This is a genomic window from Streptomyces mesophilus, from assembly GCF_040300965.1.
Lineage (GTDB): Bacteria > Actinomycetota > Actinomycetes > Streptomycetales > Streptomycetaceae > Streptomyces > Streptomyces mesophilus_A.
This window is the reverse complement of sequence record NZ_JBEPEW010000046.1, coordinates 1-24,169: the sequence shown is the minus strand read 5'-3', so window position 1 is coordinate 24,169 and position 24,169 is coordinate 1. Positions and strand designations below refer to the sequence as shown.

The following is a 24,169-nucleotide window of genomic DNA, read 5'->3' as shown; positions in this document are numbered from 1 at the left end:
GCACCAGCCCGGTCAGCCGAACGCCCGCCGCAGCAGCGCCCCGCCCGGCCGTTCGACGTAGCGGTGGATCAGCCAGGCCACCGCCACCATCAGGGCGACGGTGGTGAGCAGCAGTGTCCACGGCGGGAAGTGCTCGCGCCACAGGTGGATGAGGTGCACACCGATCGCCTGGTGGATCAGGTACAGCGGGTACGAGATGGCCCCGCCCGTCGTCAGCCAGCGCCAGTCGACCCGGTCGAGATACCCCAGCGCCACCGCCGCCATCAGCACATAGAACGCCGTCACCACGGCCACGCACACTGTCCACGACATACGGTGCGTGTCCGTGCTGTAGACCTTGGCCACCTCGATCATGCTGTGCTGCGCGAGCAGCCAGTTCACCCCGAGCAGCGCCCAGGGCGAGCCCTGGCGCGGGCCGTCCCGGCGGATCAGATAGAAGGCGATGCCCGAGATGAACAGGGGCGCGTACAGCGGGTTGGCGAGCAGGGAGAACACGGGGAGACCGGCCGCCGGCGCGAGCACCGCGGCCAGGGTCCACAGCCAGCAGAAGGCGACGACCCGCTTGCGGGTCACGCCGAACCAGGCCACCAGCGCGAAGAGCAGATAGAAGCGCAGCTCGGACCAGAGCGTCCAGTACGAGTGGTCCACATCGTCGACGCCCAGCGAACTCTGCGCCATCGTCAGGTTGCTGAGGATCTGGCTGACCGTCGGCCGGTCGCCCTCGACGGGCAGCCCCGGCAGCAGCAGGAAGGCTCCGGTGGCGAGCACACAGAACCAGTACGCGGGAAACAGCCGCACGACCCGGCTGCGTACGAAGGCCGTCAGCGGTTTGCCCCAGGCGGACATGCAGATGACGAACCCGCTGATGAGGAAGAAGAGTTCGACACCGAGCCAGGCATACGGGGCGATGGCGCCGAGTACGGGAAAGGTCCGCTCGGCGTCGGGCCAGCCGCCCAGGCGGGTGTAGTGGAAGAGCACGACGAGCAGCGCCGCGAGCAGCCGCAGGCCGTCGAGCACGCGGAGCCGGCCGCCCTTGCGGGGCGTTTCGGGCGCGCGCGTGGACAGGGAGGGGGCAGTGAGTACAGACACAGTGATTTCTCCGGAACGCGCGCCTAGCGCAGCGCCAGCTTGCGCAGCGCGCCCGCCCGCCGCTTCACCGGCCGCAGCGCCTTGACCACCGCGCCAACCGGCGCCCAACGCACCTGAAGCCGCCCGGAGTTACGGCCCTCCGGCTCCACCGTCACACGATGCGGCACCCCGAACCGGGACCGCAGCACCGTCGTCAGCGGCGTGAACTCCAGTGGCGCGAGCAGCAGTCCCGTATTGCGCTGCCGGTCCTGCTCCAGCTCGAGGATCGGGTGGCGGACGCCCGAGAAGCCCTGAAGCGGCAGTTCGGCCGCGGACAGATCAAGGCGTACGGAACCTTCGTAGACGCCGGGGCTCACCACGTCGAGGCGGAAGCGCTCGGTGTGGCGCCGGCCGCCGGGCGCGATGTGCACGGCTGCCACATGCGGGCCGACGGCCAGCTGGCGGCCCGGGTCGTAGGTGCGGACCGTCAGGTCGAGCGTGCCCGGAGCGCCCGCCGTGACCGAGGTGATCTCATGGCGGAAGTGCGCGGTGGTGAACGGCCGGGTCGACAACTCCTCGTCGCTGAGGTCGAGTTCACCCTTGGTCTGCTCGGTGACGGGGATGCGCGCACCCCAGTACACCCGCCCGGTCCCGTCGGTGACCGTCTCGCGCGGTGCCACGCCGTGGCCCATGCCGCGCGCGGCGATCTGCGCATCGGTCAGGCGCCCGTCGCGCAGCAGCTGGATCACCACGCGCTCGGCGCGCGGCAGCCGGGCCAGCGCGGCGGGGGAGACGGACTCCAGATACGGGACGACGGCGCCCGCGAACGAACGGATCCAGTCCTCGTCGCGGAACGGCAGGTCACCCGCGTACATCCGGAAGTCGTGCTTGAGGAACTTGTAGTCCTTGTCCTCGCGCAGCCCGGCATGCCCGCTGGAGACGAGGAACTCGTCGATCAGGGTCTGGACGTGGATACGGTCCCGTACGTTGCTGATCTTGTGGCGCTGGTTGGAGATGGACGCGGCGCCGGCGGCCGCGAACGGCTCGATGTACCAGCGGTAGACCGGCTCCGGGACGATCGTGAAGGCCTTGGCCAGGCAGTACGCCTGCGCCGAGAACAGCTGGTCCTCGTAGTGGATGCCCTCCGGGAAGCGCAGCTGGTGCCGGTCGAGGAAGTCCTTGGTGTACATCTTCGACGTCGACAGGTGCTCGAAGAGCAGCCGCGGTTCGGCGTCGATGCCCTCGACCGTACGGCGTTCGGCGACCAGGTCCGGCATCCACAGGGTGCGCCTGCCGGTGTCGACGCGGACCCGCTCCACCTGCCCCATCGCGAAGTCGATCTCCCGCTCGCGGTGGGCCTCGAGCAGCAACTCGACGGCGCGCGGCGGCAGTTCGTCATCGCTGTCGAGGAACATCAGATACGGGGCGCGCGCGATCTCCATGGCCCGGTTGCGCGGTGCGCTGCACCCGCCGCTGTTGACCGGGAGGCGCAGATAGCGCACCCGGCGGTCCTCGGCCTCCAACTGCCGTGCCACCTCGGGGGTGTGGTCGGTGGAGCAGTCGTCGCTGATGATGATCTCGATGTTCGCGTGCGTCTGCTCGCGCAGTGAGGCCACCGCGCGGGGCAGCCGGTCGGCGTCGTTGTAGACGATCACGGTGACCGTCACATCCGGCTTGGTGCTCATCAGGCCGCCTCTTGTGGGCTCGGTGCGGGCGTACGGTCCTCGACGGGAATGATCTTCGGCAGGGCCTCGGGCCGTTCGCCGAGGAAGACCCGGCGCACCACGCGCTCGGCGGCCGCCCCGTCGTCGAACTCGCAAAAGCGCTGCCGGAACGCGGCCCGCAGCTTGGCGGAGCCGCTGTCGCGCCAGGCGTCACCGCGCAGGATCTCCGTCAACTCGTCCTGGGTGCGCGCCACTTGGCCCGGCGGTTCGGCGAGCAGATCGAAGTAGACGCCGCGGGTGCGGGAGTACATCTCCCAGTCGTCGGCGTAGATCACGATCGGCCGGTCGAGGTTGGCGTAGTCGAACTGGATCGAGGAGTAGTCCGCGATCAGCGCATCCGCCGCGAGGCAGACGTCCTCGACGGGGTCGTACGCGGAGACGTCGATGACCCGGCCCGTGCCGCGCAGCCGGGCGAGCGGCGAGGCGCTGCCGCCGTAGAAGTAGTGTCCGCGGACCAGGAGCACGGTGTCCTCGCCGAGCGACTCGGCGAGCGCGGCGAGGTCGAGGCGCGGGGTCCAGCCGGCCTCGTAGTCGCGGTGCGTCGGCGCGTACAGCAGGGCCCGCTTGCCGGGGGCGATGCCGAGCTTCGCGCGTACGGCCCGTACGTCGGCGGCGTCCGCCCGGTAGAACACGTCGTTGCGCGGATAGCCGTAGTCGAGCGGGGTGTAGTGCGAGGGGTAGGCGTGCGCCCACATCCGGGTGGAGTGGCTGTTGGCCGAGAGGCTGTAGTCCCAGCGGTCCACGCGGGCGAGCAGCGCACGGAAGTTGAGGCCCTTCGAAGCCGCCGGGAAGTCCATCTGGTCCAGGCCCATGCGCTTGAGCGGGGTGCCGTGATGGGTCTGGATGTAGGTCTGCTCGGGGCGTTTGACCAGCATGTTGGGGAAGTTGACGTTGTTCACCAGGAAGCCCGCGCGGCCCAGGACGTCGAGGTAGGACTTACTGCCCGGCACCACATGGTCCGTGCCCGGCGGCAGCAGCGGCACCTTGTCCGCGCTCACCACCCACACCGGGTGGATCTCCGGGGCGAGTTCGGCGAGCTTCGCGGCGATCGCGCCCGGGTTGCAGGCCACGCCCCGGTCCCAGTAAGCGGAGAACAGCGCGAGCTCCCGGTCGACCGGCCGGCTGCGCGCCTTGTCGTAGCGGCGGCGGCGCACGTTCGCGCCGAGCTTGCGCTTCCTCTTCTGCAGCGTCGCCGTCAGATCGCGCTGCTTGCGATTGGCCTTCTGCAGGGTGCGATACGCGGCGAACTGGCCCTTGACCAGCAGGTTCTGCCGCACCCCGGCCAGCCCGTCGGGGGCTGCGTGCCCCTCGGGACGGTAGTGGACGGCGTGCTCGGAGGCGCGGCGGAAGTACTCGGGGGCCAGCTCCTCGGGCAGCAGTCCCGGCCGGGCGATGATCCGCAGATAGTCGGCCGTCATCCGGTCGTACAGCACCCCGCGTACGGACGCGGGGGCGTTCTCGGCGAGCGCCCAGATCTCGTCGTACTCGTCGAAGAGCGCGTAGTGCTGCTCGGCGGTGAGGGGCGGCAGGCTCGCGCGGCGCAGCCGGCGCTCGGCGAGCAGTGCGGTGTCGAGGCAGGCGATGCGCTCGGCGAGCAGCAACGAGGCGTAGGCGGTGGCGAGTTCACCGGCCGGTGCCGGATCGTCGAGCAGACCGCTGTCGAGGCGCTCGCGGAAGAACCCGGCACGAAGCGCGCGGTTGCCGAGCAGCGGGGTGACATCGAGCAGCGCGGGTGCGGCGGAGAGCGCCCGTGCCTCGTGGCCTGCCGCGGCCAGGAGCTTGGTGTCGGTGCTGGGGCGTGCGGGGTCCCACCAGTAGGCGCGGACATGGTCGAAGAGCAGTACGTCAGCCGGGGTGTCGGCGTGCTCGACGAGGGTGCGGACGGCGTCCGGGAGCAGCAGGTCCTTGCTGTCCAGGAACAGCAGCCACTCACCGCTCGCCGCGGCCGCGCCCGCGTGCCGGGCCGCCGCGGCGGAGGGCTCCACGGGCAGGACGCGCGCGGCATACCCGTCGCACTGGTCCCGGGCCGCCTCGTCGGCGGGCACGACGAGCAGCTCGGACTCGGCGCCCGACTGGCCGGCCGCGCTGTCCAGGCACTCCCGCAGATGGCCCTGCACATCGGGCCCGGTCACGATCACACTGAGCTTCACCAGGTCGTCCTCACGCCTTCGCGGGCTTGTCGAGTTTGCCGCCGAGCCAGACGAGGGCGGCCGGCACCTCGCGCTTCCAGGTGTTGAAGTTGTGGCCGCCCTCGTCCAGGATCATGCGCGCCATCCGCATGCGCCCCTCCTTGAGCTTCGACAGGAAGTCGAGGGTGTGGTGGTAGTCGTATTCGCCCCGGGCGCTGCTGGTCACGAGCAGCGAGACGGGCGGCTGCGGCAGCTTCTCCATCCGCCACATCAGGTCGTTCTCCTGCTCCAGCTTCCTGTCGCCGTGGAAGAGATCGCCCGTGGTGTCGTCGGTCTTCGCCGCGAAGTACGGGGAGAGCGCGGCGCCCGCGGTGAAGCTCTCCGGGTACGTCATGGGGAGCTTCAGCGCGCAGTAGCCCCCGGTCGAGTAGCCCGTCACGCCCCACTGCTTCGTGCCCGTGCCCACCCGGTAGTGCTGGGTGATCGCCTTCGGCAGGTCCTTCGCGAAATACGTCAGGACCTTGGGGCCGCCCGGGACATCCACGCATTCGGTGTCCCGTGGCGGGGTCACCGCCGACCGGATGAAGATCATCACCGCGGGCGGCATCTTGCCCGTACGGGCCTTGTCGCGGGCGGTGTCCACGAAGCCCAGCTCGTTGATCATCCCGTCGACCGTGCCCGGGTAGCCGGTGATGGCGAGGATGGCCGGGAACTTCTTGTCCTTGTTGCCCTTCTGGAAGTACTGCGGGGGCAGATAGACCTTGGCGTCCGCGGCGATCTTCGAGCTCGTGCCGGTGATCTTCACGGACTCGAGGCGGCCGCCGCCGCTCAGCGCCTGGTCCGACTGGAGGGCCACGAGCTTGCCGCCGGGGCCTACCTCCTGGACCACGCCTTCGCCCTGCTCGGTACCGAAGAGGTCGTCCCACGAGGCGTAGAACTCGAACTTGTCGTTCACATAGAGCAGCACCACGGACAGCACCGCGATCTGGGTGCAGACGAGCAGCAGGAAGCGGCCGAGCAGGGCCCGGACACTGCTTTTGGCCAGGCGCGGCCAGAGCCACATGGTGAGCGCGAAGAGCGCGATCGCCACGAGGACCGCGAGCAGCAGCAGCTTCTTGCTGGTGAGTCCCATCGGGTGCGTTCCTTGCTGGGGGCGAGGGGCTGCCCCCGACAAGAAGAGGCTAATTGTCCTATTTGGGTTCTACGAGTCGTGGGTGACGCCGGTCACGGGCCCGTGGATCCGCCGGACGCTCACTTGCCGGTGAACCGCTCGTACTCCTCGAGGACCTCCTCGGTGGGCCCGTCCATCAGGAGCTCGCCCTTCTCCAGCCACAGGACGCGGTCGCAGGTGTCGCGGATGGACTTGTTGCTGTGGCTGACCAGGAAGACCGTGCCGGCCTTGGTGCGCAGCTCCCGGATCCGGTCCTCGGAACGCTTCTGGAAGCGGCGGTCGCCGGTCGCGAGGGCCTCGTCGATCAGCAGGACGTCGTGGTCCTTTGCCGCGCCGATCGAGAAGCGGAGCCGGGCCTTCATGCCCGAGGAGTACGTGCGCATCGGCAGCGAGATGAAGTCGCCCTTCTCGTTCACGCCCGAGAACTCGACGATCTCGTCATAGCGCTCCCGTACCTGCTCGCGGGACATCCCCATGGCCAGGCAGCCGAGGGTCACATTGCGCTCGCCGGTCAGATCGTCCATCAGGGCGGCGTTCACGCCCATCAGGGAGGGCTGGCCGTCCGTGTAGATCCGGCCGCTCTCGCAGGGAAGCAGTCCGGCGACGGCGCGCAGGAGAGTCGACTTCCCGGACCCGTTGGTGCCGATCAGGCCGATGGCCTCGCCGCGGTACGCGGTGAAGGAGACGCGCTTGACCGCGTGCACCTCGCGCACGCCGGGGCGCTTGCCGCGGCCGACGATCCGGCTCAGGGCGGAGGTGGCGCTGCCGCGTCCCGCGCCCGAGCCGATGACCCGGTAGACGATGTCGACGCCGTCGACGATCACGGTCGGGACGCGCTCCCCGGTCCGCTGGGCGGGCACGGGGGAGGGCTCGGCGAGCGGGTTCGGGTTCACCAGGGGGGTGATCAGAGTGTCAGCCACGGCCGTAGGTCTCCTCTGCCTTCCAGAAGTAGATGAACCCGCCGACGCCCACGAGCAGGGCCCAGCCCAGGGCCCAGGCCCAGACGTGGTGCGGGAGCTGGTTGCTGTGGAAGCTGTCGATCAGGGCGTACCGGATCAGGTCGATGAAGACGGCGGCCGGGTTGTGCTCGAGCGCGAAGTGGACCGCGTGCGGGACGCTCTTGCCCTTGGTGACCTGTTGCAGCGAGAACATCACGCCGGACATGTACATCCAGGTGCGCAGCACGAACGGCATCAGCTGGCCGATGTCGGGGGTCTTGGCGCACAGCCGCGCCACGATCATCGCGAGGCCCGCGTTGAAGGCGAACTGCAGCACGAGGGCCGGGATCACGAGCAGCCACCTGGGTGTGAGCGGCAGCCCGAAGCCGAGGACGATCGCGACCAGGGCGATCATCGAGAAGAGCAACTGCTGGAGCTGCTGCAGACAGAACGAGATCGGCAGTGCGGCCCGCGGGAAGTGCAGCGCCCGTACGAGCCCCAGATTGCCGGCGATGGCCCGGGTGCCCGCCATGATCGACGACTGCGTGAAGGTGAACACGAAGACGCCGGTGACCAGGAACGGGATGTAGTCCGGTACGCCGCGCTTGACGTTCATCAGGACGCCGAAGATGAGGTAGTAGACCGCCGCGTTGAGCAGCGGGGTCATCACCTGCCACAGCTGGCCGAGCTTCGCCTGGCTGTACTGCGTCGTCAGCTTGGCCGTGGCGAACGCGGTGATGAAGTGCCGTCGCTGCCACAGCTGGCCGGCGTAACGGCCCAGTGAGGGACGGGCGTTGCTCACGGCGAGCCCGTACCGCGCGGCGAGCTCCTGCGCGGACGGGGCCGGGGTCGGTGCCGGGTGTTCCGGCGGCGCCTCGAGCACTTGACTCACTGACTTACCTCGCTTTTACGTCGGGACGGACCCGTATCGTCGCTTCGTGGAGCGTAGGACGGATCGACGTCGCAACGCAACCGTTTCGTCGTCACGGCCGTATGCTGGGGGCCATGACGTCCTCGACCTCCGCACCCGATCCGGCCCTCTCCGCACCCGGAGCGGAAGCGGCCAAGCCCGCCCGCCGCCGGGCTCCGGCCGGGGCCGCGGTGCTGCGCGAGGATGTGACCGAAGCCATTCGGGCGGCGGTCTTCGCGGAGCTCGCCGCTGTCGGCTACGGGCGGATGTCGATCGAGGGCGTCGCGCGCCGCGCGGGCGTCGGCAAGACCGCCGTCTACCGCCGCTGGCGCTCCAAGCTGCACCTCGTGCTCGACCTGGTCTCGGCCGTCGCCGTCCAGGGCCTGCCCGCCCCCGACACCGGCACGCTCGAAGGCGATCTGCGGCTGCTCTACGAGGTCACCTCGCGCGCCCTGCGCCACCCCGTGGCCGGCCAGATCATCCCGGACCTGCAGGCCGAGGCGGCCCGTAATCCGGAGATCCGCGAAGCCCTGGAGAAGGCGCTGCGCGAAGGCCAGCACTCGGTGGCCAGCGGCATCGTCCAGGCCGCGGTCGCCCGCGGCGAACTGGACGCCGGCGTCGACGACGAGCTCGCGCTCGACCTGATCTCGGGGCCGCTGTACTGGCGCTCGGTGGTCACGCGCTCCCCGCTGCCGAAGGGCTACCTGGACCGGCTCACCGCCGCCACGGCGGCGGGGCTGCGGGCGATACAGGGCCCGGGTGTGATGCGGGGGCCGGGTCCCGGGGTCTGAGCCTGCCGCGCCGGAACCCGCGGAACGCCGCCGGAACCCGCGGGACCCCGCCGGAACCGGCCGAACGCCGCCGGAACCGGCCGAACGCCGCCGGAACCCGAAGCGCACGCCAAGCGTCGAACAAACTGGAACAAACCGTTACGGAAACAGGGTGACCATGACCTGGCTGATCACCGGCGGCGCCGGTTACATCGGAGCGCACGTCGTGCGTGCCCTGCTCGCGGCCGGCGAGCAGGCGGTCGTCTTCGACGACCTGTCGACGGGGATCGCCGGGCGAGTGCCCGAGGGCGTCCCGTTCGTCGAGGGCACGGTGCTCGACCGCGCCGCGCTGGACAAGGCGATCGCCGAACACGGCGTCACCGGTGTCGTCCACCTGGCGGCCAAGAAGCAGGTCGGCGAGTCCGTCGAACTGCCGCTGCACTACTACCACCAGAACATCGAGGGCCTGCGCGTCCTGCTCGCCGCCGTCGCCGCCGGCGGAGTGCGCTCCTTCGTCTTCTCCTCGTCGGCGGCCGTCTACGGTATGCCCGACGTCGACCTCGTCACCGAGGACACCCCCTGCCTGCCGATGAACCCGTACGGCGAGACCAAGCTGGCCGGCGAGTGGCTGGTGCGCGCGGCCGGCCGCGCGCACGGCTTCGCGACCGCGTCCCTGCGGTACTTCAACGTCGCGGGCGCGGCGAGCCCCGAACTCGCCGACACCGGTGTCTTCAACATCGTCCCGATGGTCTTCGAGAAGCTCACCGAAGGCGCGGCCCCGCGGATCTTCGGCGCCGACTACCCGACGCCCGACGGCACCTGCGTACGCGACTACATCCACGTCGCCGACCTGGCCGACGCGCATGTGGCCGCGGCCCGCAAGCTCGCCACCGCGCCCGGCGACGAGCTGACGGTCAACATCGGCCGCGGCGAAGGTGTTTCGGTACGCGAGCTCATCGATCTGATCAACGAGGTCACCGGCTACGACCTCGAGCCCGAGGTCGCCCCCCGCCGCCCCGGCGACCCGGCCCGCGTGGTCGCCTCGGCCGACCGCATCGCCGGCGAGCTGGGCTGGGAGGCCCGCCACGACGTCCGCGACATGATCACGTCGGCGTGGGCGGGCTGGGTGCGCCTGCACCCCGAGGCGGCGCGCAACTAGCGCTTCCTGTACGGGACTTGCGGTTCGTGACGTTCCGCTCTTCCGGTCCGCGACGGTCCCGTACCCAGTCATCTCATTCGGCACAGAAGGGGCCGTCGTCCGCAAGGGCGGCGGCCCCTTCGCGCCGCCTTCCGCGCGCTCGGCACCCGTCCGCTACCGGCTGAGCACCCGCCGCACCCGCCGCCGCACCACCTGCGCCACCCCGCGCACCCCGGGCGCGACCCGCACCGCGAGGTTCCCGCCGCTCGTCGCGTACGGCTGCACCAGGCGCACCCCCCGCCGCAGATCGCGCACCGCGGTCCGCCGCAGCACCCCGGGGCCGGCCACCGCGCGCGCCGCGGTCTCGCGGTACGTACCGTCCGCGAACCGCACCCGCAGGCGCAGATCCCACACGCAGGCCGTCGGATCGAGCGCACCCAGATCGAGCAGCACCTCGGCGGTCCAACTCCCGTCCGGGGAAAGCGGATCCGCGTCCGCACGCCAGGCGGCCGTCCGTCGCATCCCGCTCGCGACCCGTGCCCGGTCCCGCAGTTCCACGTCCACGGTCGTGGGTCCGGCACCGGCGACGCGCCCGTACAACTCGTACAGCCTGAGCGTGAGCACCGAGCTGCGGGCCCGAGGCAGCAGACTCGCGTCGACGGTGAGCGGGAGCAGCCGCATCGGGCGCACGAGCAGATGCTCGAGACCCACCTGCGGCAGCCGCTCGGACCACACCGGAGTGCCGTCCGCCCCGCGCGCGTACGGCGGCACAAGGCGCGCCGGACGGGCCGCGACCTGCTGGAGGCGCGGCAGGTCCACGGGCTGCGGCGAGGCCAGGATCACGCGTGCGATCACCCGGCCGGGGGCCGGGGCGTGCTCCACATCGGCCTCGTCGAACGTGGCGAGATAGGCGCGCGTGAGCCCCCACCACTCGTCGCGGTACTCCGGTGTGCGCTGATCGAGCTCGCGCGTGTACATCCGCAGGCCGCGCTCGAGGAACTTGGCGCGCGCCGCCCGCGCCAGCTTCTTCTCGCCGGCGTCGGTGAGGATGTCGACGGCCTCGCGGTGCGCGTCCATCCGCGCCTGCCAGTTGGCGATCCCCGCGCGGTCGAGGGAGATCGACAGCTTGGCGGCCGAGCGGCGTACGTGCCAGATGTAGACGGGGTTGGAGATCAGCGCGATCCTCGGCGCGGCCGCGAGCACCCGCGCGCTGAACACGAAGTCCTCGTAGACGTAGCGGCCGTCCGGGAAGCGGATGCCGCGGGTGCGCAGGAAGTCCGTGCGGTAGAGCTTGTTGACGCAGAGGGTGTCGTGCACCAGACGCGGCCGCCGGCCGGGATGCTCGACGATCGCCGGGGTGTCGTACAGCTCGGGCTCCCAGGGCACCTCGCGGCCCGACGGCAGCTCGCGGCGCAGACACAGACCGGCCGCGACCTGGGTGCCGTGCTCGGTCGCGGCCGTGAGCAGCGCGTCCACGGCGCCCGGCGGCAGCACGTCGTCGCTGTCCAGGAACATCACATACGGGGACGTACAGGCGTCGATGCCGTCATTGCGCGGGGTGCCGCAGCCGCCGCTGTTCGTGGGGCGGGCGATCACCCTGAGCCGGGGCTCGGTGGCGGCGAGGCGCTGCAGCACCTCGCGGCTGTCGTCGACCGAGCAGTCGTCGACCGCGATCACCTCGCGTACGGCGCCGCCCTGGGCGAGTGCGGAGCGCACCGCGTCGGCCACATGGGCCGAGTCGTTGTAGCCGATGACCACGACGCAGACCTGTGGCTCGGGAGACGGCAGGCTTTCCATGAAGGGAAATGTTAGCCGTATGCCTGAATTATCCGATTAAAGAGGGCGTCAATACGCAGCAATCGGCAGTTAATCGCACAAACTCCACTCCATGTACCGCACGCAGGCCTCCGCGTTCACCGGCACTCCGACCGCCTCCGCGCACCGCGCGTACCCGGCCACGGCCCCGACGAGGGCCGCCGTTCCGTCCGGGCACCTGCGCACTCTGGCCCGGCTGCTGCTCGTCCGCCCGGCCGTCGTCGCCGTGACGGTGCCGGCGCTCACGGCGCTCGCGGTCGGCCTGTGGGGGCTCGACCGGGGGTCGATGTGGCGGGACGAGAGCGCCACGTTCCAGGTGGCGCAGCGGTCGCTGCCCGAGATCTCGCAGCTGATCGGCTCGGCCGACGCGGTGCACGGCGTCTACTGCGTGCTGATGCACTTCGTGCTCCAGGTCCACCCGGGCGAGGTGATGCTGCGGCTGCCGTCGGTGCTCGCGGTGGCGCTGACCGCCGGGCTCGTCGCCGCGATCGGCGCGCGTCTGTCGCGCGCACGGGTCGGTCTGTGGGCCGGTCTGCTGTACGCGGTGACGCCGGCCACCGGGTACTACGCGACCGACGGCCGCCCCTACGCGCTGGTCTGTGCGGGGGCCGCCGCGGCGACCTGGCTGTTCCTGCGCGCGGTGGAACGGGGCCGGCCACGGGACTGGTGCCGCTACGGCGCCGTCGTCGGCTGCACCGCGTATCTCCATCAGCTCGCCGCGCTGCTGCTCGCCGCGCACGCCGTCACGCTGCTCGTCTCCTGGCGGCGGGTCTCCACGGAAGTGTGGCGCGGCTGGGCGGTCGCCGGAGCGGCCGCGCTCACCGCGCTGGTCCCGCTGATCAGCCTGACGTACGGCGGGAAGGGCGAGGGGATCGCGGCGCCCGGCATCGCGAGCGCCGAGGAACTGCTGCGGACCTTCGCCGGACCGGCGCCGCTCGTGGTCACCGCGGCCCTGCTCCTGGTCTGCATCGCCCTGAACGCACCGCTGCCGCGCACGGGACGTATCTCGCTCAACACCCTCGCGCTGCCGCTGCTCCTGGTGCCGCCCGCGCTCTTGATGGTGCTCGCGCAGTCGGCTCCGCTGTACGACCGCGGCGCCGTCCTGTTCGCGCTCGCCGGAGTGCCGCTGCTCGCGGCGGCGGGCGGTGAGCGCTGCGCCGCTGTGGTCCGCCGGCTGCTGCCGCCGGGCCGGGCGCCGCACCGCGCGACGGCCGCGCTGACCGGGGCGGCCGCGGTGGCGGCGGCCTGTCTGTGGCAGTTGCCGCAGCACCGGGCCCAGGCGACGGCCGAAGGGCGGCCGGACGACATGGCCGCGGTCGCCCGTCTCGCGGCACGTGAACTGGGGCCAGGCGATCCGGTGCTGTTCCTGCCGTCGGGTGCCCGTCGGCATGCGCTGACCTACCCGGCCGGCTTCGAGGGCACCAAGGACCTCGCGCTCCAAATGCCGCCGGCCGCGTCCGGGACGCTGTACGGCAAGGAGACCGACGCGATCGAACTGCGGCGCAGGCTGGCCCGGGTGGACCGGGTCTGGGTGCTCACCGAGCGGCGTGCGGCGGACCCGTCCTGGAATCCCGCCTCCGCGACGGAGACCACGAAACTGTCCGTGATCAACGAACAGTTCGTGCTGCGCGGGGAGTTCCCCGAGCGCAGCGGGGTGCTGCGGATGTACGTCCGCAGGGCTCCCGAGCGCCCGATCGACTGGCCGGCGGGGAAGCCGGTACCGGTCGTGGATCCCGTACTCGAGGCGTACGAGAAGAACCAGGGCCGCGAGCAGGGTGGCGGCGCGGTCGGCTCGGCGGGCGCACCGGGACAGGCGCCCGCGCCGGAAGCGGCTGCGCCCGGATCGCCCGCGGTCGGAGAGCCTGCGCCCGGAGAGCCCGCGGCCGGTGCGGCCGGCCACCTGGACCTGCCCCCGTTGCATGCGCATTGAGGCTCGCGGCCTCCCTGTTTCCCGGTGGCCCGGTCGCCTCACGGCCGGCTCTCAGGTACCTGGCACATCCGCCCGTGACGCCCTGGTGAGTGTTCCTCGCGCCTGCTACTTTGCCGCCCGCGTCAAAGGGGGAGGCAGGTGGCCGTCAACGCGTCATCCGAAGTGGCGCCCCGCCGCGGTGCGCCTCGCGCGCGCGACGTACGGGCCGTCCGCCTGCGGTCGCCCGCCCTGCTCACGCTCCTGGCGCTCATCGTGGCCTTCACGTCGGCGGCGGACAGCAGGCAGGTGGCCCCCGGGTACTTGAGCGCGCGGGCCGGCGGCGGACTCATAGTCGTGGACGAGCCGAGGACGCACCCCTGGTCCGCTTCCTTCGGGTCGTACACGCTCTGCAGCACGAATGGCAGGGGCATCAGGCTCCAGCGCGTTCGTCACGAAGCGTCCGTGCGGCCGGTCGATGTCTCGTGGCAGCTGCGCACGGTGGACTCACCGTCGTTCGGGATCATCTCCGTCCGAGGAGTGCCCCCGGACTTCGTGGACCCCGAGCACGGGACCCTCTTGGGCGCACCGGGCCGCTACGAACGGCTCATGCCGGGGCGCCGGATCACGCAGTCCTGTGCGGAGGCCGCGGCGGGCGATCGAGGATTCACCGAGCTGCTCTTCGTGGTGGAGGCCGCGGAACGCGGCGCGGTGATCGACCGGGCCTGGATCGACTACACCTTCGACGGGCACGAGGGTCATCCGTACACGTTGGAGCTGCACTGGCAGATGGTGCTGTGCGGCGTCGACGTGACACGAGCCGGTGACGACCGAGGGTCCTGCTCGCTGCGGTGAGTGAATGCTCACCGGACCGGGAGTGAGCATTCACTCACGGCAGTGAACGCTCACTCACCGCAGTGAACGCTCACTCACCCTCGTGAACACTCACTCACCCCACCCGCGCCAGCACCTCACCGGTCCGAGGCCCCCAAGCCACGACACGCGCCTCCCGTGGCACCCGCTGGTCCGTCGTGAGCAGTAGCCAGCGGACGCCGAACTGCCGTACCACCGTTGCCCGTTCGGCAGGCGTCGACCCGGGATCCAGATAGCGCGCCACGGCCTGCGAGCGCCGTGCCCGTTCCGTCTCGGTCATGGAAGCGTCCGGCCAGGCGGGCGCGAGGAGGTTCGGGCCGTATCCGGGCAGGGAGCGCGTGGCGCGATAGCTGTTGGTGAGGACCACCTCGCCCGGTGCGATGCGCTGCGCGGCCCAGCTGTACGAAGGCCAGCGCGGCGGCTGGTCGAAGCCCACCGGGTCCCATGCACGCGGCACGACCGCGCCCGCCTGCACGGAGAAGAAGCTCAGCGCGAGCCCCGCACCGCACAGCGCCGCGAGCACCCGCCGCCCCCAGGTCCAGGGCCGCGGCCCGGTCAGCTCGATCGCGAGGGCGAACTGGAGCGGGATCAGTGTGAGCCCCATGATCCGCCCGTACGTGTAATGCCCGGAGATCCAGCCGTACGCGATGGTCGCGGAGCCGAGCAGGAACATCAGCACCAGTGGATCGCGCCGGTCCCGCCGCCACCGCGCGACGAGCGCGGGAAGCCCGAGGAAGGCGAGCCAGAAACGCTCCGGCATCGCGTCGTACAGCTGGCGGTGGATACCGTCCACGCTGCTGTCGCCGACCAGCGCGAAGACCGAGTAGTACGGCCAGGTCATCACGACGAGGCCGGCCGCCGCGGCCGCCAGTGCCCAGCCGGGGGCCACGCGCCGCGCCCACCCGAGCACGAACGCGACCACGCCGATCATCGCCGCGACCGACGAGATCGGGTGGATGAGCAGGATCGCCCCGCACAGCGCGCCGAGCCCCGCGTACGAGAGGAGCGAACCGCCGTCGCGCGCGAGCCGTGCCGTCAACGCCCAGGCCCAGAAGGTCAGACCGATCGCGAAGGTCGACGGGAACGGCAGGTGCCCGGTCATCGACATCAGGCCCAAGTACCCGCTCCACCAAGCCATCTTGGTGCCCCAGAGCAACACCATGCAGGCCAGGGCGAGCAGCGGCGCCCAGCGGTTGGGGGTCAGCATCCTCACGAAGCGGCCGAGTCCGGTGAGCAGCACCAGGAGGTTGACCGGGCCGGAGAGCTTCACGACCTGCCAGCCCGCGAGCCCGGTCACCTCGGCGAACAGGCCCTGCAGGACGGCGTACGGGGAGTAGTACGCGCTGCCGTCGCCGGGCGCCGCGGCCATCGGGTGCGCGGGGTCGAACAGATCGGCCTTGAGCCGTTCGACCACGGCCGCGTGCTGTCCGAAGTCGCAGCAGATCGGCACCCGCCAGGCGGCCGCCGACATCAGCACCCAGAACAGCGTCCCGAAGACCAGATACGGGCTCGGCCGCAGCGAACGGCGCCCGCCCATGACGGCGGTCGCGCCGCGGGCCAGGCCGGCTGTCAGTGGGCGCCGATAGCCTTGACAGGGCTCGGCCCCCGGGAGGGAGGGGTCTGTCCGGCCTACGGGGAGAGCGGGGTCCGTCCGGCTCACGCCAGGATCCAGTCCGCGACCCGTGCCGCCGCCCGCCCGTCGTCCAGGTCCCCGTACGCCTGCCGGAACGCGGCGTAGGCGTCCGCGTGCCGCGCCGCCATCGTGTCCAGATCGCGCAGCGCCTCGACGATCTCGCCGGTCGACGTGAGCAGCGGGCCGGGTGCGGCCGCCTCGAAGTCGAGAGTGAAGCCGCGCACCGTGTCGCGGTAGTGCTCCAGGTCGTAGGTGTGGAAGAGCATCGGGCGGCCGGTGTGTGCGAAGTCGAACATCAGCGACGAGTAGTCGGTGATCAGCACATCGGCGATCAGGAGGAGTTCGGCCGCGTTCGGGTAGGTGGTCACGTCGCGTACGAAGGGGGCGTTCGCGCCCGGGAGCCGGCCCGCGGCGAGCGGGTGGCGGCGTACGAGGAGGACGTGGTCGTCGCCGAGCGCGCGCTCCAGGGACGGGAAGTCCAGGGCCGGTTCGTGGCGGAAGCGGCCCGCTGTGTGGGCGAGGTGGTCACGGTACGTGGGGGCGTACAGGACGATCCTGCGGTCGTCCTCGGGGGGCAGGCCCAGCTCCGCGCGCACCCGGTCGGCGATCTTCCCGCGGTCCTCGGCGAACAGCACGTCGTTGCGCGGCGATCCGGCGTCCAGGACATCGCCCTCGTACGAGAGCGCGCGCGGCAGCACCGACGAGGCATGCCGGCTGGGGGAGACCAGGACGCTCCACTGCGCGGACAGGCGGGGCAGGGCGTCGAGGTGGGAGTGGTCGGCGTAGAGGGTGTCGGTGAGGTCGAGGCCGACGCGCTTGAGCGGGGTGCCGTGCCACGTCTGGACGACCCGCTGGCCCTCGCGGCGCTCGAACCAGTCGGGCAGGTGACCGGAGGTGACGATCACGCGGGCGCGGGCCAGGGCCTCGTACCATTCGCGGCTGCCCTCGGCGATGCCGCGCGCGGTCGGCGGGACCTTGGTCTGCTGGTCGCGCGTGACCCAGAGGTGTTCCGACTCGGCGCCGCGCACGAGGAGTTCCTCGTGGACCGCGCGGGGTGACTCGCCGTCCAGGTAGAGGACCGCCTCGCGCAGCGGCAGGGCGCGCTGCACCGGGTAGTGGCGGGTGCGCAGCCGGGACTGGCGGTAGGCGCCGCGTTCGGTGGGTGCGAGGGCCGACCCCGAGTCGATGAGCAGTCGGTCGCCGAAGCGCCGGCCGATGCTGAACTCACGGCCGTCGCACTCCCGGGCGGCCGGCAGCGCGGCGCCGAGCGAGGCGAGGACGCGCACCGGCACCCCGTCGCCCGCCTCGTGCTTCTCGCGCAGGAACAGATACCAGCGGCCCTCGGGCAGCGGCAGGCCGCCGTGTGCGGTGGCCGGTACGAGCCGGGCGCGGAAGCGTCCCGCGGAGCGCTCCAGCGGAACGGCCACCTCGGTGAGGTCGGTGCTGTGCCGCAGGACGAGTTCGGCGGGTCCCCAGCTGTCCTGGGCCGCGGTGCCCTCGATGACCAGGACGCCCTCTTCGGGCCAGTGCGCCACGTCGGCGACGGGCTGCCGGGTCAGCTCGACGACCAGCTGCCCGTTGTCGTTGGCGGTGGCGCACAGTTCGCGGCCCACGGCGTAGCGGGCGCGGCCGGTGGCATGGCGGCCGGGCGGCAGATCGGCGCTCGCCGCAAGGGACTTGAGGGCGCCGCCGGGCAGGACGAGGTTGGCGCTCCAGCGGTCGCCGTGCTGCGGTTCGACCTCCTTGGGCGCGCGGTGCGGTGTGGGCGGCACCTGCTCCAGATCCATCAGCGGCACCCGCACCGTGAACTCGTCGCCGGCGCGGGCCAGCGGATAGTCGAAGCTGTGCTCCTTGTGCGTCAGGCGCAGCTTCTCGGGCCGGGCGGTCCCGCGAAGGCGGCCGCGCAGCACCAGGTCGTCGCCGTCGCGCTCATGGCCCTCGACGCGGGCCGCGTACTCCTGGACGCGCAGCACGAGGCGCCCCTGCGAGTAGCCGAGCACGAGACGCAGTCCGTCGCCGAGTTCCCGTACGACGGACTGCGCGGACGCGCCGTCCAGGGCGCGCACGGCCGCCCGGCGCACCACGCCGTGGCCGGCGACGACCACGCCGAGCAGCCAGTTGCCGGGCCGCCAGCGGCCGCCGGTCTTCAGCTGCTCGGGGTCGATGGTCATCTCGAAGCCGGAGTAGTCGTAACAGTGCAGCTGCTGCCCGGAGTTGACGGTCGCCTCCGGCCGCGGGACGGTCCGCGTCGCCACCCGGCGGAACTGGCCACGGCTGTGCGCGGACTTCAGCAGACCGGCCTTGACCGACTGTCCGGGCCGGGTGGCTTCGAGATTGCGGACATACGCGTATCCGCTGATCCGGAGCTTGCCGTCCTCGTCCCAGCGGGCCTCGTTCACCCGTGCCACGACGGGCAGTTCGCCCTTCCGCAGGCCGGACAGGCGCCGGGGCACGCCCTCGACGCCCGGGTAGACGGCGCGCTTGCGCAGGCCCCCGCGTACCTCGAAGGCCGTCTTGTTGCGCTGCTCGTACGACAGGAGCGCGATGAGTTCGGCGGCGCGGCCCTCCCGTACCAGCTGCCACTTGATCCGCAGATCGACGGGCAGTTCACGGGTCAGTGAGGAGTCGGCGCGCGCGAGGAAGGCAGCGGTGTCCTCGAGGAAGGCCGTCCGGTACTCGGGCCCGCCCATCGGCAGGCCTTCCAGGAAGTAGATGAAGTCGTCGCGCAGGCACGACAGGTCGTACGTCCTCTTGTGCTTCGGGAAACGCTCGCCCAGGAAGCGGCTCACGCTGTCGCACGCCGCGATCCGGTCGCGTACGCCCTTGACCTCGGTGCGCCGCCGGGTGATCGAGCCCTCGCGCACCCGCCAGTAGTAGACGTGGTCGGCCAGTACGTCGACGGACCCCGCGAGGAAGTGCGCCGGGATCATCACCGGGGTGTCCTCGTAGAGCCGGCCCTCCGGGAAGCTGAACTCGTGTGCGTCCCAGAAGGCGCGCCGGAACACCTTGTTCCAGGCCACCCGGTCCGCCAGCAGCTCGGGGTCGCGGGTGATGTGGGTGCGGGTGCGGTCCTTCGTCAGCCACTTGTACTGCCAGGCCTGCTGCCGGCCGCGCTCGTTGAGTCGCCATACGTTCCCGCTGACGAAGTCCGAGCCCGAGGCGTCCAGGCTCGCGACCATCCGCTCGTACGCGTCGTGCGGCACGATGTCGTCGCTGTCCACGAAGGTCAGGAACTCCACCTGCGGATCCGCCTGGCGCACCCCGGTGTTGCGGGCGGCGCTCAGCCCCGCGTTCTCCTGCCGGACATACCTGAAGCGCGGGTCGCGGGCGGCGAAGGCGCGCGCGATCCGCGGGCTGTCGTCGGTGGAGCCGTCGTCGACGAGCACGACGTCGAGGTTCTTGAGGGTCTGGCCGGCGATCGAACGCAGGCAGTCCTCGAGGTAGTCCTGGACGTTGTAGACGGGGACGACGACGGTGAGACGGGGCAGGGACGGGGCGGGCGTGTGCTGCACGGGGCGGACCTTTCTGCGCAGAGCGAGACCGGTGGTGCCGTCCGCCCTGTTTGCCCGTTTCCGTCAACCTCCTGTCGCTCATTACCTGGAACGAGTGACCTGAGCGAGGTCTATTGCCGTATTAGGCACACCGCAGCCGCCAACTTCCCAAGCGGAACCTTTCCGCAACGGCCTGCGATGTCTTCGACAGTGCCCGCACACGTGACTACCTTCGTGAGGTATGGCCCGCTTCTCTGTTGTCGTACCCGCCTATCGAGTCCAGGGCTACCTGCGTGAATGCCTGGAATCCGTCCTCGCGCAGTCCTTTCGCGATATCGAACTGATCGTCGTCGACGACTGCTCGCCGGACGCCTCCGCGGCGATCGCCGCGGAGTATGCGGAACGTGATCAACGCGTCCGGCTCGTCCGACTCGAACGGCACAGCGGCACCGGCGCCGCCCGCAATGCGGGCGCCGAGTGCGCGGACGGCGAGTTCCTGCTCTTCCTCGACGGCGACGATCTGCTGCTCCCCGGGGCGCTCGACGCGATCGACGACGCCCTGGACGTGATGGCGGACGTCCTGCTCTTCGGGCACGACAGGGTCGACTGGTGGGAGACGGTGCGGCCGGGCGGCGACCGGCTCGCCGGCGCCGCCGATCCGCTCGCGGTGACACCGGCCGCGTGGAACCGGGTGATCCGCCGCTCGTTCTGGCTGACCCACGCCCTGCGCTTCGACGACGGCCCGTACGAGGACGTGATCCCCGTGCACCGGGCGACCCTGCTCGCGGGCGAGAGGCTGCGGCTGCTCGACCGCGTCTGCGTCCGCTGGCGGCTGCGCCGGGGCGGCAGCCACTCCACCACACCAGGCCGCGCCCATTTCGCGATCACGGACCGGTACGAGCGGCTCCTCGGCTCACCGACCGGCGCGCGGCTCTTCCCGTACGCCGTGGACCACCTGCTCACCGTTCTGGCCGACCCGGGCCGGATCCGCCCCGCCGACCGCGCCGACTTCTTCCGCGCCGCCGCCCGGCTGCACCGCACCTACCGCCCGGACGGCCACGAACCGTCCGGGGACGCCCAGCGGGCGCTTGCCGCCGGCTCGTACACCGCGTTCGAAACCCTCCGTACGGCCAACGGACGTGTGCGGGCGGCCCGTTCGGCGATGGCACGGCACAAGAAGCGGCTGCGCGCGCGGGTGATGAAGCTCGCTTACCGCGCCGACCGCCGCCGCGCGCTCGACCCGCACCTCGCCGTCTACAGCGCGTACTGGAACCGGGGCCTGGCCTGCAATCCCCTCGCGGTCTACGAGAAGGCCCGCGAACTCGCCCCGCACATCAAGGGCGTCTGGGTGGTCAGCAGCCGCCACCGCGACAAGGTCCCGACCGGCGTCCCGTATGTGATCGAGGGCTCGCGCCGCTACTGGCAGACGATGGCCCGCGCCACGTACCTCATCAACAACGCTTCGTTCCCCGGCGGTTTCGTGAAGCGCCCGGGCCAGGTCTACCTCCAGACCCACCACGGCACCCCGCTCAAGAAGATGGGCCTGGACCAGCGCCGCTACCCCGCGGGCACGCACGGCATCAGCTTCCAGAAGGTCCTCGACCACACCGACCAGTGGGACTACAGCCTCTCCGCCAACCCGCACTCCACGGAGATCTGGGAACGGGTCTACCCGTCCGCGTACCAGGCCCTGGAGCTCGGATATCCGCGCAACGACGTCTACTTCACGTCGACCCCCCACGACCTCGCGCGCATCCGCTCCTCGCTCGGTGTGGAGGCGGGCCGCAAGATCCTGCTCTACGCGCCGACCCACCGCGACTACCAGAAGGGCTTCCTGCCCCGCCTCGACCTGCTCCGGCTCGTCCGGACGCTCGGTCCCTCCTACGTCGTCCTGGTCCGCGCCCACTACTTCTACGGCTCCTCCGCGGACCTCGCCGCCCACCCGCAGATCCTCGACGTCACGGGCCATCCCCGCGTGGAGGATCTGTGCCTGGTGGCCGACGCGCTGATCACCGACTACTCGTCCCTGATGTTCGACTACGCGTGCCTGAACCGCCCGATCATCACGTACGCACCCGACTGGCAGGCCTACCGGCTGGCCCGCGGCACCTACTTCGACCTGCTGTCGGGTGCGGCGGGGGAGACCCCGGGCGCGGTGGCGCAGACCGAGGACGAACTGATCGGGCTGCTGCGGGACGGCGGCTGGGACACCGAGGAGACGGCCAAGCTGCGGGAGGCGTTCCGGGCGCGGTTCTGTCCCTACGAGGACGGTCGGGCGTCGGAGCGGGTGGTGCGGGCGGTGTTCGGGGTGTGAGCTCCGTGCGCCGTGTCCCCGGTGGGTCGTTTCATCGTATGCATCATCACTTGGGGTGGAACGCCTCACAGTGGTCACAACATTAGGTGTCCGGCGGCAGTTGAGAGCTAGCCAGTCCGTCCACACAGCTCTCCCCAGCTTTTCCTGCTGCCGAATCGGAGCCCATTCCATGAGCGGGTCAGCCCCTGCCATCCCGGCCGCGCGGCCGGTGATCGGCGAAGCCGAGATCGAAGCCGCCGTACGCGTGCTGCGCAGCGGACGGGTGGTCCAGGGGCCCGAAGTGGCCGCCTTTGAGGAGGAGTTCGGCGAGGAGCTCGTCGGAGGGCTGCACTGTGTCGCGGTGAACTCCGGTACCTCCGCGCTCCAGTTGAGCCTGATGGCCCTCGGTATCGGCCGCGGCGACGAGGTGGTGGTGCCCTCGTTCTCCTTCGCGGCCAGCGCCAACGCGGTACGCCTGGTGGGCGCGGAACCCGTTTTCGCGGACATCGACCCCGTCACGTACTGCCTGGACCCGAATGCCGCCGCCGCCGTGATCGGGCCGCGGACCGTGGCCGTGATGCCGGTCCATCTCTATGGCCACCCGGCCGCGATGGACCGCATCGTGAACCTCGCCGCACGCCACGGCCTCGCCATCGTCGAGGACGCCTGCCAGGCCCACGGCGCCCGGCTGCACGGCCGGCCCGTCGGAGGCTTCGGCGGCGCGGCGGCCTTCAGCTTCTACCCGACGAAGAACATGCACGCCCTGGAGGGCGGCATGATCAGTACGCCCGACGCCGAACTCGCCCGCACCTTGCGGCTGTTGCGCAACCAGGGCATGGAGCAGCGGTACGCCAACGAGATCGTCGGCGCCAATATGCGGATGACGGATGTGGCCGCCGCGATCGGACGCGTACAGCTCGGGCGGCTTCCCGAGTGGACCGAGCGGCGCAGGGCGAATGCCAAGACCCTGGACTCGCTCCTGGAAGGCGTACGGACACCGCAGGTCGCGGACGGCGCCCGGCACGTCTACCACCAGTACACGGTGGGGGTGCCGGACGGTCGCCGGGACGCCCTGGCCGCACGGCTTCAGGAGCGCGGCATCGGCTGCGCGGTCTACTACCCGACCCCGATCCACCGCCTTCGCCCGTACGAAGATCCCGCCCGCCCGCCGCTGCCCGAGACGGACCGGGCGTGCGAGGCGGTGCTCTCGCTGCCGGTCCATCCCGGCGTCGGGGAAGGGGAGTTGCGGCGGATCGCCGAGGCAGTGAACGAGGTCATGGCACAGCCGGAGGCGACCGTATGAGCACCCTCAGGGCCGGACTCGTCGGCCTCGGAGCGATGGGCCGCAACCACGCGCGCGTCCTGGCCGGTCTCGACGGTGTGGAGCTGGTGGGGGTCATGGACCCGGCGGGCGATCCGCACGGTGCGGCGCGGGGCGCGGCGGTCGTCGCGACGCTGCCGGGATTCCTCGCTCTCGGCCTCGACTATGCCGTGGTCGCCTGCCCCACGGCGCTGCACGAGGAGGTGGGGCTCGCGCTCGCCGCGCACGGTGTGTGCGCCCTGATCGAGAAGCCACTCGCCCACAGCCCGCAGGCGGCGCGCGGCCTCGCCGACGCCTTCGGGCGGGCCGGTCTCGTGGCCGGCGTCGGCCATATCGAGCGCTTCAACCCGGCGCTGCAGAACCTCCGTCGGCGCCTGGAGGCCGGTGAACTCGGTGAGCTGTTCCAGGTCGTCACCCGCCGCCAGGGGCCCTTCCCGCACCGCATCGCCGATGTCGGTGTGGTCAAGGACCTGGCCACGCACGACATCGACCTCACCGCCTGGGTGACCGGCCAGGCCTATACGAGCGTGTCCGCCCGTACGCTCACCAAGTCCGGCCGTCCGCACGAGGACATGGTGATGGTCACCGGGGACCTCGCCGACGGCACGCTTGTCAGCCATCTCGTCAACTGGCTCAGCCCGCTCAAGGAGCGCTTCACCGCGGTGACGGGAGAGCGCGGCTGCTTCGTCGCGGACACCCTCACCGCGGACCTGACCTTCCACGCCAACGGCGCCGTCGCCACCGAATGGGAGGCCATCGCGGCCTTCCGCGGGGTCAGCGAGGGCGACATGATCCGTTTCGCGACACCCAAGCGGGAACCGCTGCTCGTGGAGCACGAGACGTTCCGGGACGCCGTGGCCGGCAAGGACGGAACGGGGATCGTGACGCTCGCGGAGGGGCTGCGCACCGTGGAGGTCGCTGATGCGGTCCTCGAGGCGGCGCGCGGCCGGGGCGTGGTGCCGCTGCCGGGGGCCCGGCGGGCCGCGACG

At 71.3% G+C, this 24,169-nt stretch carries 16 protein-coding genes; 7 read left to right on the top strand and 9 right to left on the bottom strand.

The features are described 5' to 3' along the window. Positions 1–12 precede the first annotated feature (12 nt). From ABT367_RS18290 to ABT367_RS18265, 6 genes are all read right to left on the bottom strand, one after another. Complete coding sequence (locus ABT367_RS18290; protein ID WP_352254108.1) at positions 13–1,089, bottom strand: acyltransferase family protein; 1,077 nt, start codon at positions 1,087–1,089, stop codon at positions 13–15. Positions 1,090–1,112: 23 nt separating this feature from the next. Beyond that, complete coding sequence (locus ABT367_RS18285; RefSeq protein ID WP_352254107.1) at positions 1,113–2,753, bottom strand: glycosyltransferase family 2 protein; 1,641 nt, start codon at positions 2,751–2,753, stop codon at positions 1,113–1,115. Further along, positions 2,753–4,945, bottom strand: a complete 2,193-nt coding sequence (locus ABT367_RS18280) for a bifunctional glycosyltransferase/CDP-glycerol:glycerophosphate glycerophosphotransferase (RefSeq protein WP_352254127.1) — start codon at positions 4,943–4,945, stop codon at positions 2,753–2,755. Before ABT367_RS18280 ends, ABT367_RS18285 begins: the two co-directional genes overlap by 1 nt. A gap of 7 nt (positions 4,946–4,952) precedes the next feature. Beyond that, a complete protein-coding gene (locus ABT367_RS18275) occupies positions 4,953–6,053 on the bottom strand; it encodes an alpha/beta hydrolase (RefSeq protein WP_352254106.1) in 1,101 nt (366 codons plus the stop codon). Between the two features lie 119 nt (positions 6,054–6,172). Then, positions 6,173–6,952, bottom strand: coding sequence for an ABC transporter ATP-binding protein (locus tag ABT367_RS18270; protein WP_434975488.1), 780 nt, complete (start codon positions 6,950–6,952; stop codon positions 6,173–6,175). A 52-nt stretch (positions 6,953–7,004) separates the two neighbouring features. Continuing rightward, positions 7,005–7,922 (bottom strand): ABC transporter permease, encoded by a 918-nt coding sequence (locus ABT367_RS18265; RefSeq protein WP_352254105.1) that lies wholly within the window; start codon positions 7,920–7,922, stop codon positions 7,005–7,007. Positions 7,923–8,023: 101 nt separating this feature from the next. On the opposite strand from ABT367_RS18265, the gene ABT367_RS18260 reads away from it, so the two are divergent. Together ABT367_RS18260 and galE are read left to right on the top strand one after the other, a co-directional pair. Beyond that, on the top strand, positions 8,024–8,731 hold the full coding sequence (locus ABT367_RS18260; RefSeq protein ID WP_434975486.1) for a TetR/AcrR family transcriptional regulator: 708 nt from the start codon (positions 8,024–8,026) through the stop codon (positions 8,729–8,731). Between the two features lie 157 nt (positions 8,732–8,888). Then, positions 8,889–9,869 carry a UDP-glucose 4-epimerase GalE gene (gene galE, locus ABT367_RS18255; protein ID WP_352254103.1) on the top strand — a complete coding sequence of 327 codons (981 nt, stop codon included), beginning with the start codon at positions 8,889–8,891 and terminating at the stop codon, positions 9,867–9,869. 153 nt (positions 9,870–10,022) lie between these two features. Here the strand turns inward: galE and ABT367_RS18250 are convergent, their stop codons facing one another. Continuing rightward, entirely contained in the window at positions 10,023–11,645 is a 1,623-nt protein-coding gene (locus tag ABT367_RS18250; RefSeq protein WP_352254102.1) for a glycosyltransferase family 2 protein, read from the bottom strand. Positions 11,646–11,736: 91 nt separating this feature from the next. Between ABT367_RS18250 and ABT367_RS18245 the strand changes: the two genes are divergently transcribed. Continuing rightward, the gene (locus tag ABT367_RS18245) at positions 11,737–13,593 is read left to right on the top strand and encodes a glycosyltransferase family 39 protein (RefSeq protein ID WP_352254101.1); all 1,857 of its coding nucleotides are present in this window, start codon (positions 11,737–11,739) and stop codon (positions 13,591–13,593) included. Positions 13,594–13,731: 138 nt separating this feature from the next. Continuing rightward, a complete protein-coding gene (locus ABT367_RS18240) occupies positions 13,732–14,424 on the top strand; it encodes a hypothetical protein (protein WP_352254100.1) in 693 nt (230 codons plus the stop codon). Between the two features lie 94 nt (positions 14,425–14,518). Here ABT367_RS18240 and ABT367_RS18235 read toward each other — a convergent pair whose 3' ends face one another. Together ABT367_RS18235 and ABT367_RS18230 are read right to left on the bottom strand one after the other, a co-directional pair. Next, a complete protein-coding gene (locus ABT367_RS18235) occupies positions 14,519–15,979 on the bottom strand; it encodes a hypothetical protein (RefSeq protein WP_352254099.1) in 1,461 nt (486 codons plus the stop codon). 119 nt (positions 15,980–16,098) lie between these two features. Further along, positions 16,099–19,587 carry a bifunctional glycosyltransferase/CDP-glycerol:glycerophosphate glycerophosphotransferase gene (locus tag ABT367_RS18230; RefSeq protein ID WP_352254098.1) on the bottom strand — a complete coding sequence of 1,163 codons (3,489 nt, stop codon included), beginning with the start codon at positions 19,585–19,587 and terminating at the stop codon, positions 16,099–16,101. Between the two features lie 220 nt (positions 19,588–19,807). On the opposite strand from ABT367_RS18230, the gene ABT367_RS18225 reads away from it, so the two are divergent. The 3 genes from ABT367_RS18225 to ABT367_RS18215 form a co-directional block, all read left to right on the top strand. Beyond that, positions 19,808–21,880 carry a bifunctional glycosyltransferase/CDP-glycerol:glycerophosphate glycerophosphotransferase gene (locus tag ABT367_RS18225; RefSeq protein WP_352254097.1) on the top strand — a complete coding sequence of 691 codons (2,073 nt, stop codon included), beginning with the start codon at positions 19,808–19,810 and terminating at the stop codon, positions 21,878–21,880. A gap of 169 nt (positions 21,881–22,049) precedes the next feature. Continuing rightward, a complete protein-coding gene (locus tag ABT367_RS18220; RefSeq protein ID WP_352254096.1) occupies positions 22,050–23,162 on the top strand; it encodes a DegT/DnrJ/EryC1/StrS family aminotransferase in 1,113 nt (370 codons plus the stop codon). Next, a partial coding sequence (locus ABT367_RS18215; RefSeq protein WP_352254095.1) for a Gfo/Idh/MocA family oxidoreductase occupies positions 23,159–24,169 on the top strand: 1,011 nt, incomplete at its 3' end. The genes ABT367_RS18220 and ABT367_RS18215, both read left to right, overlap by 4 nt.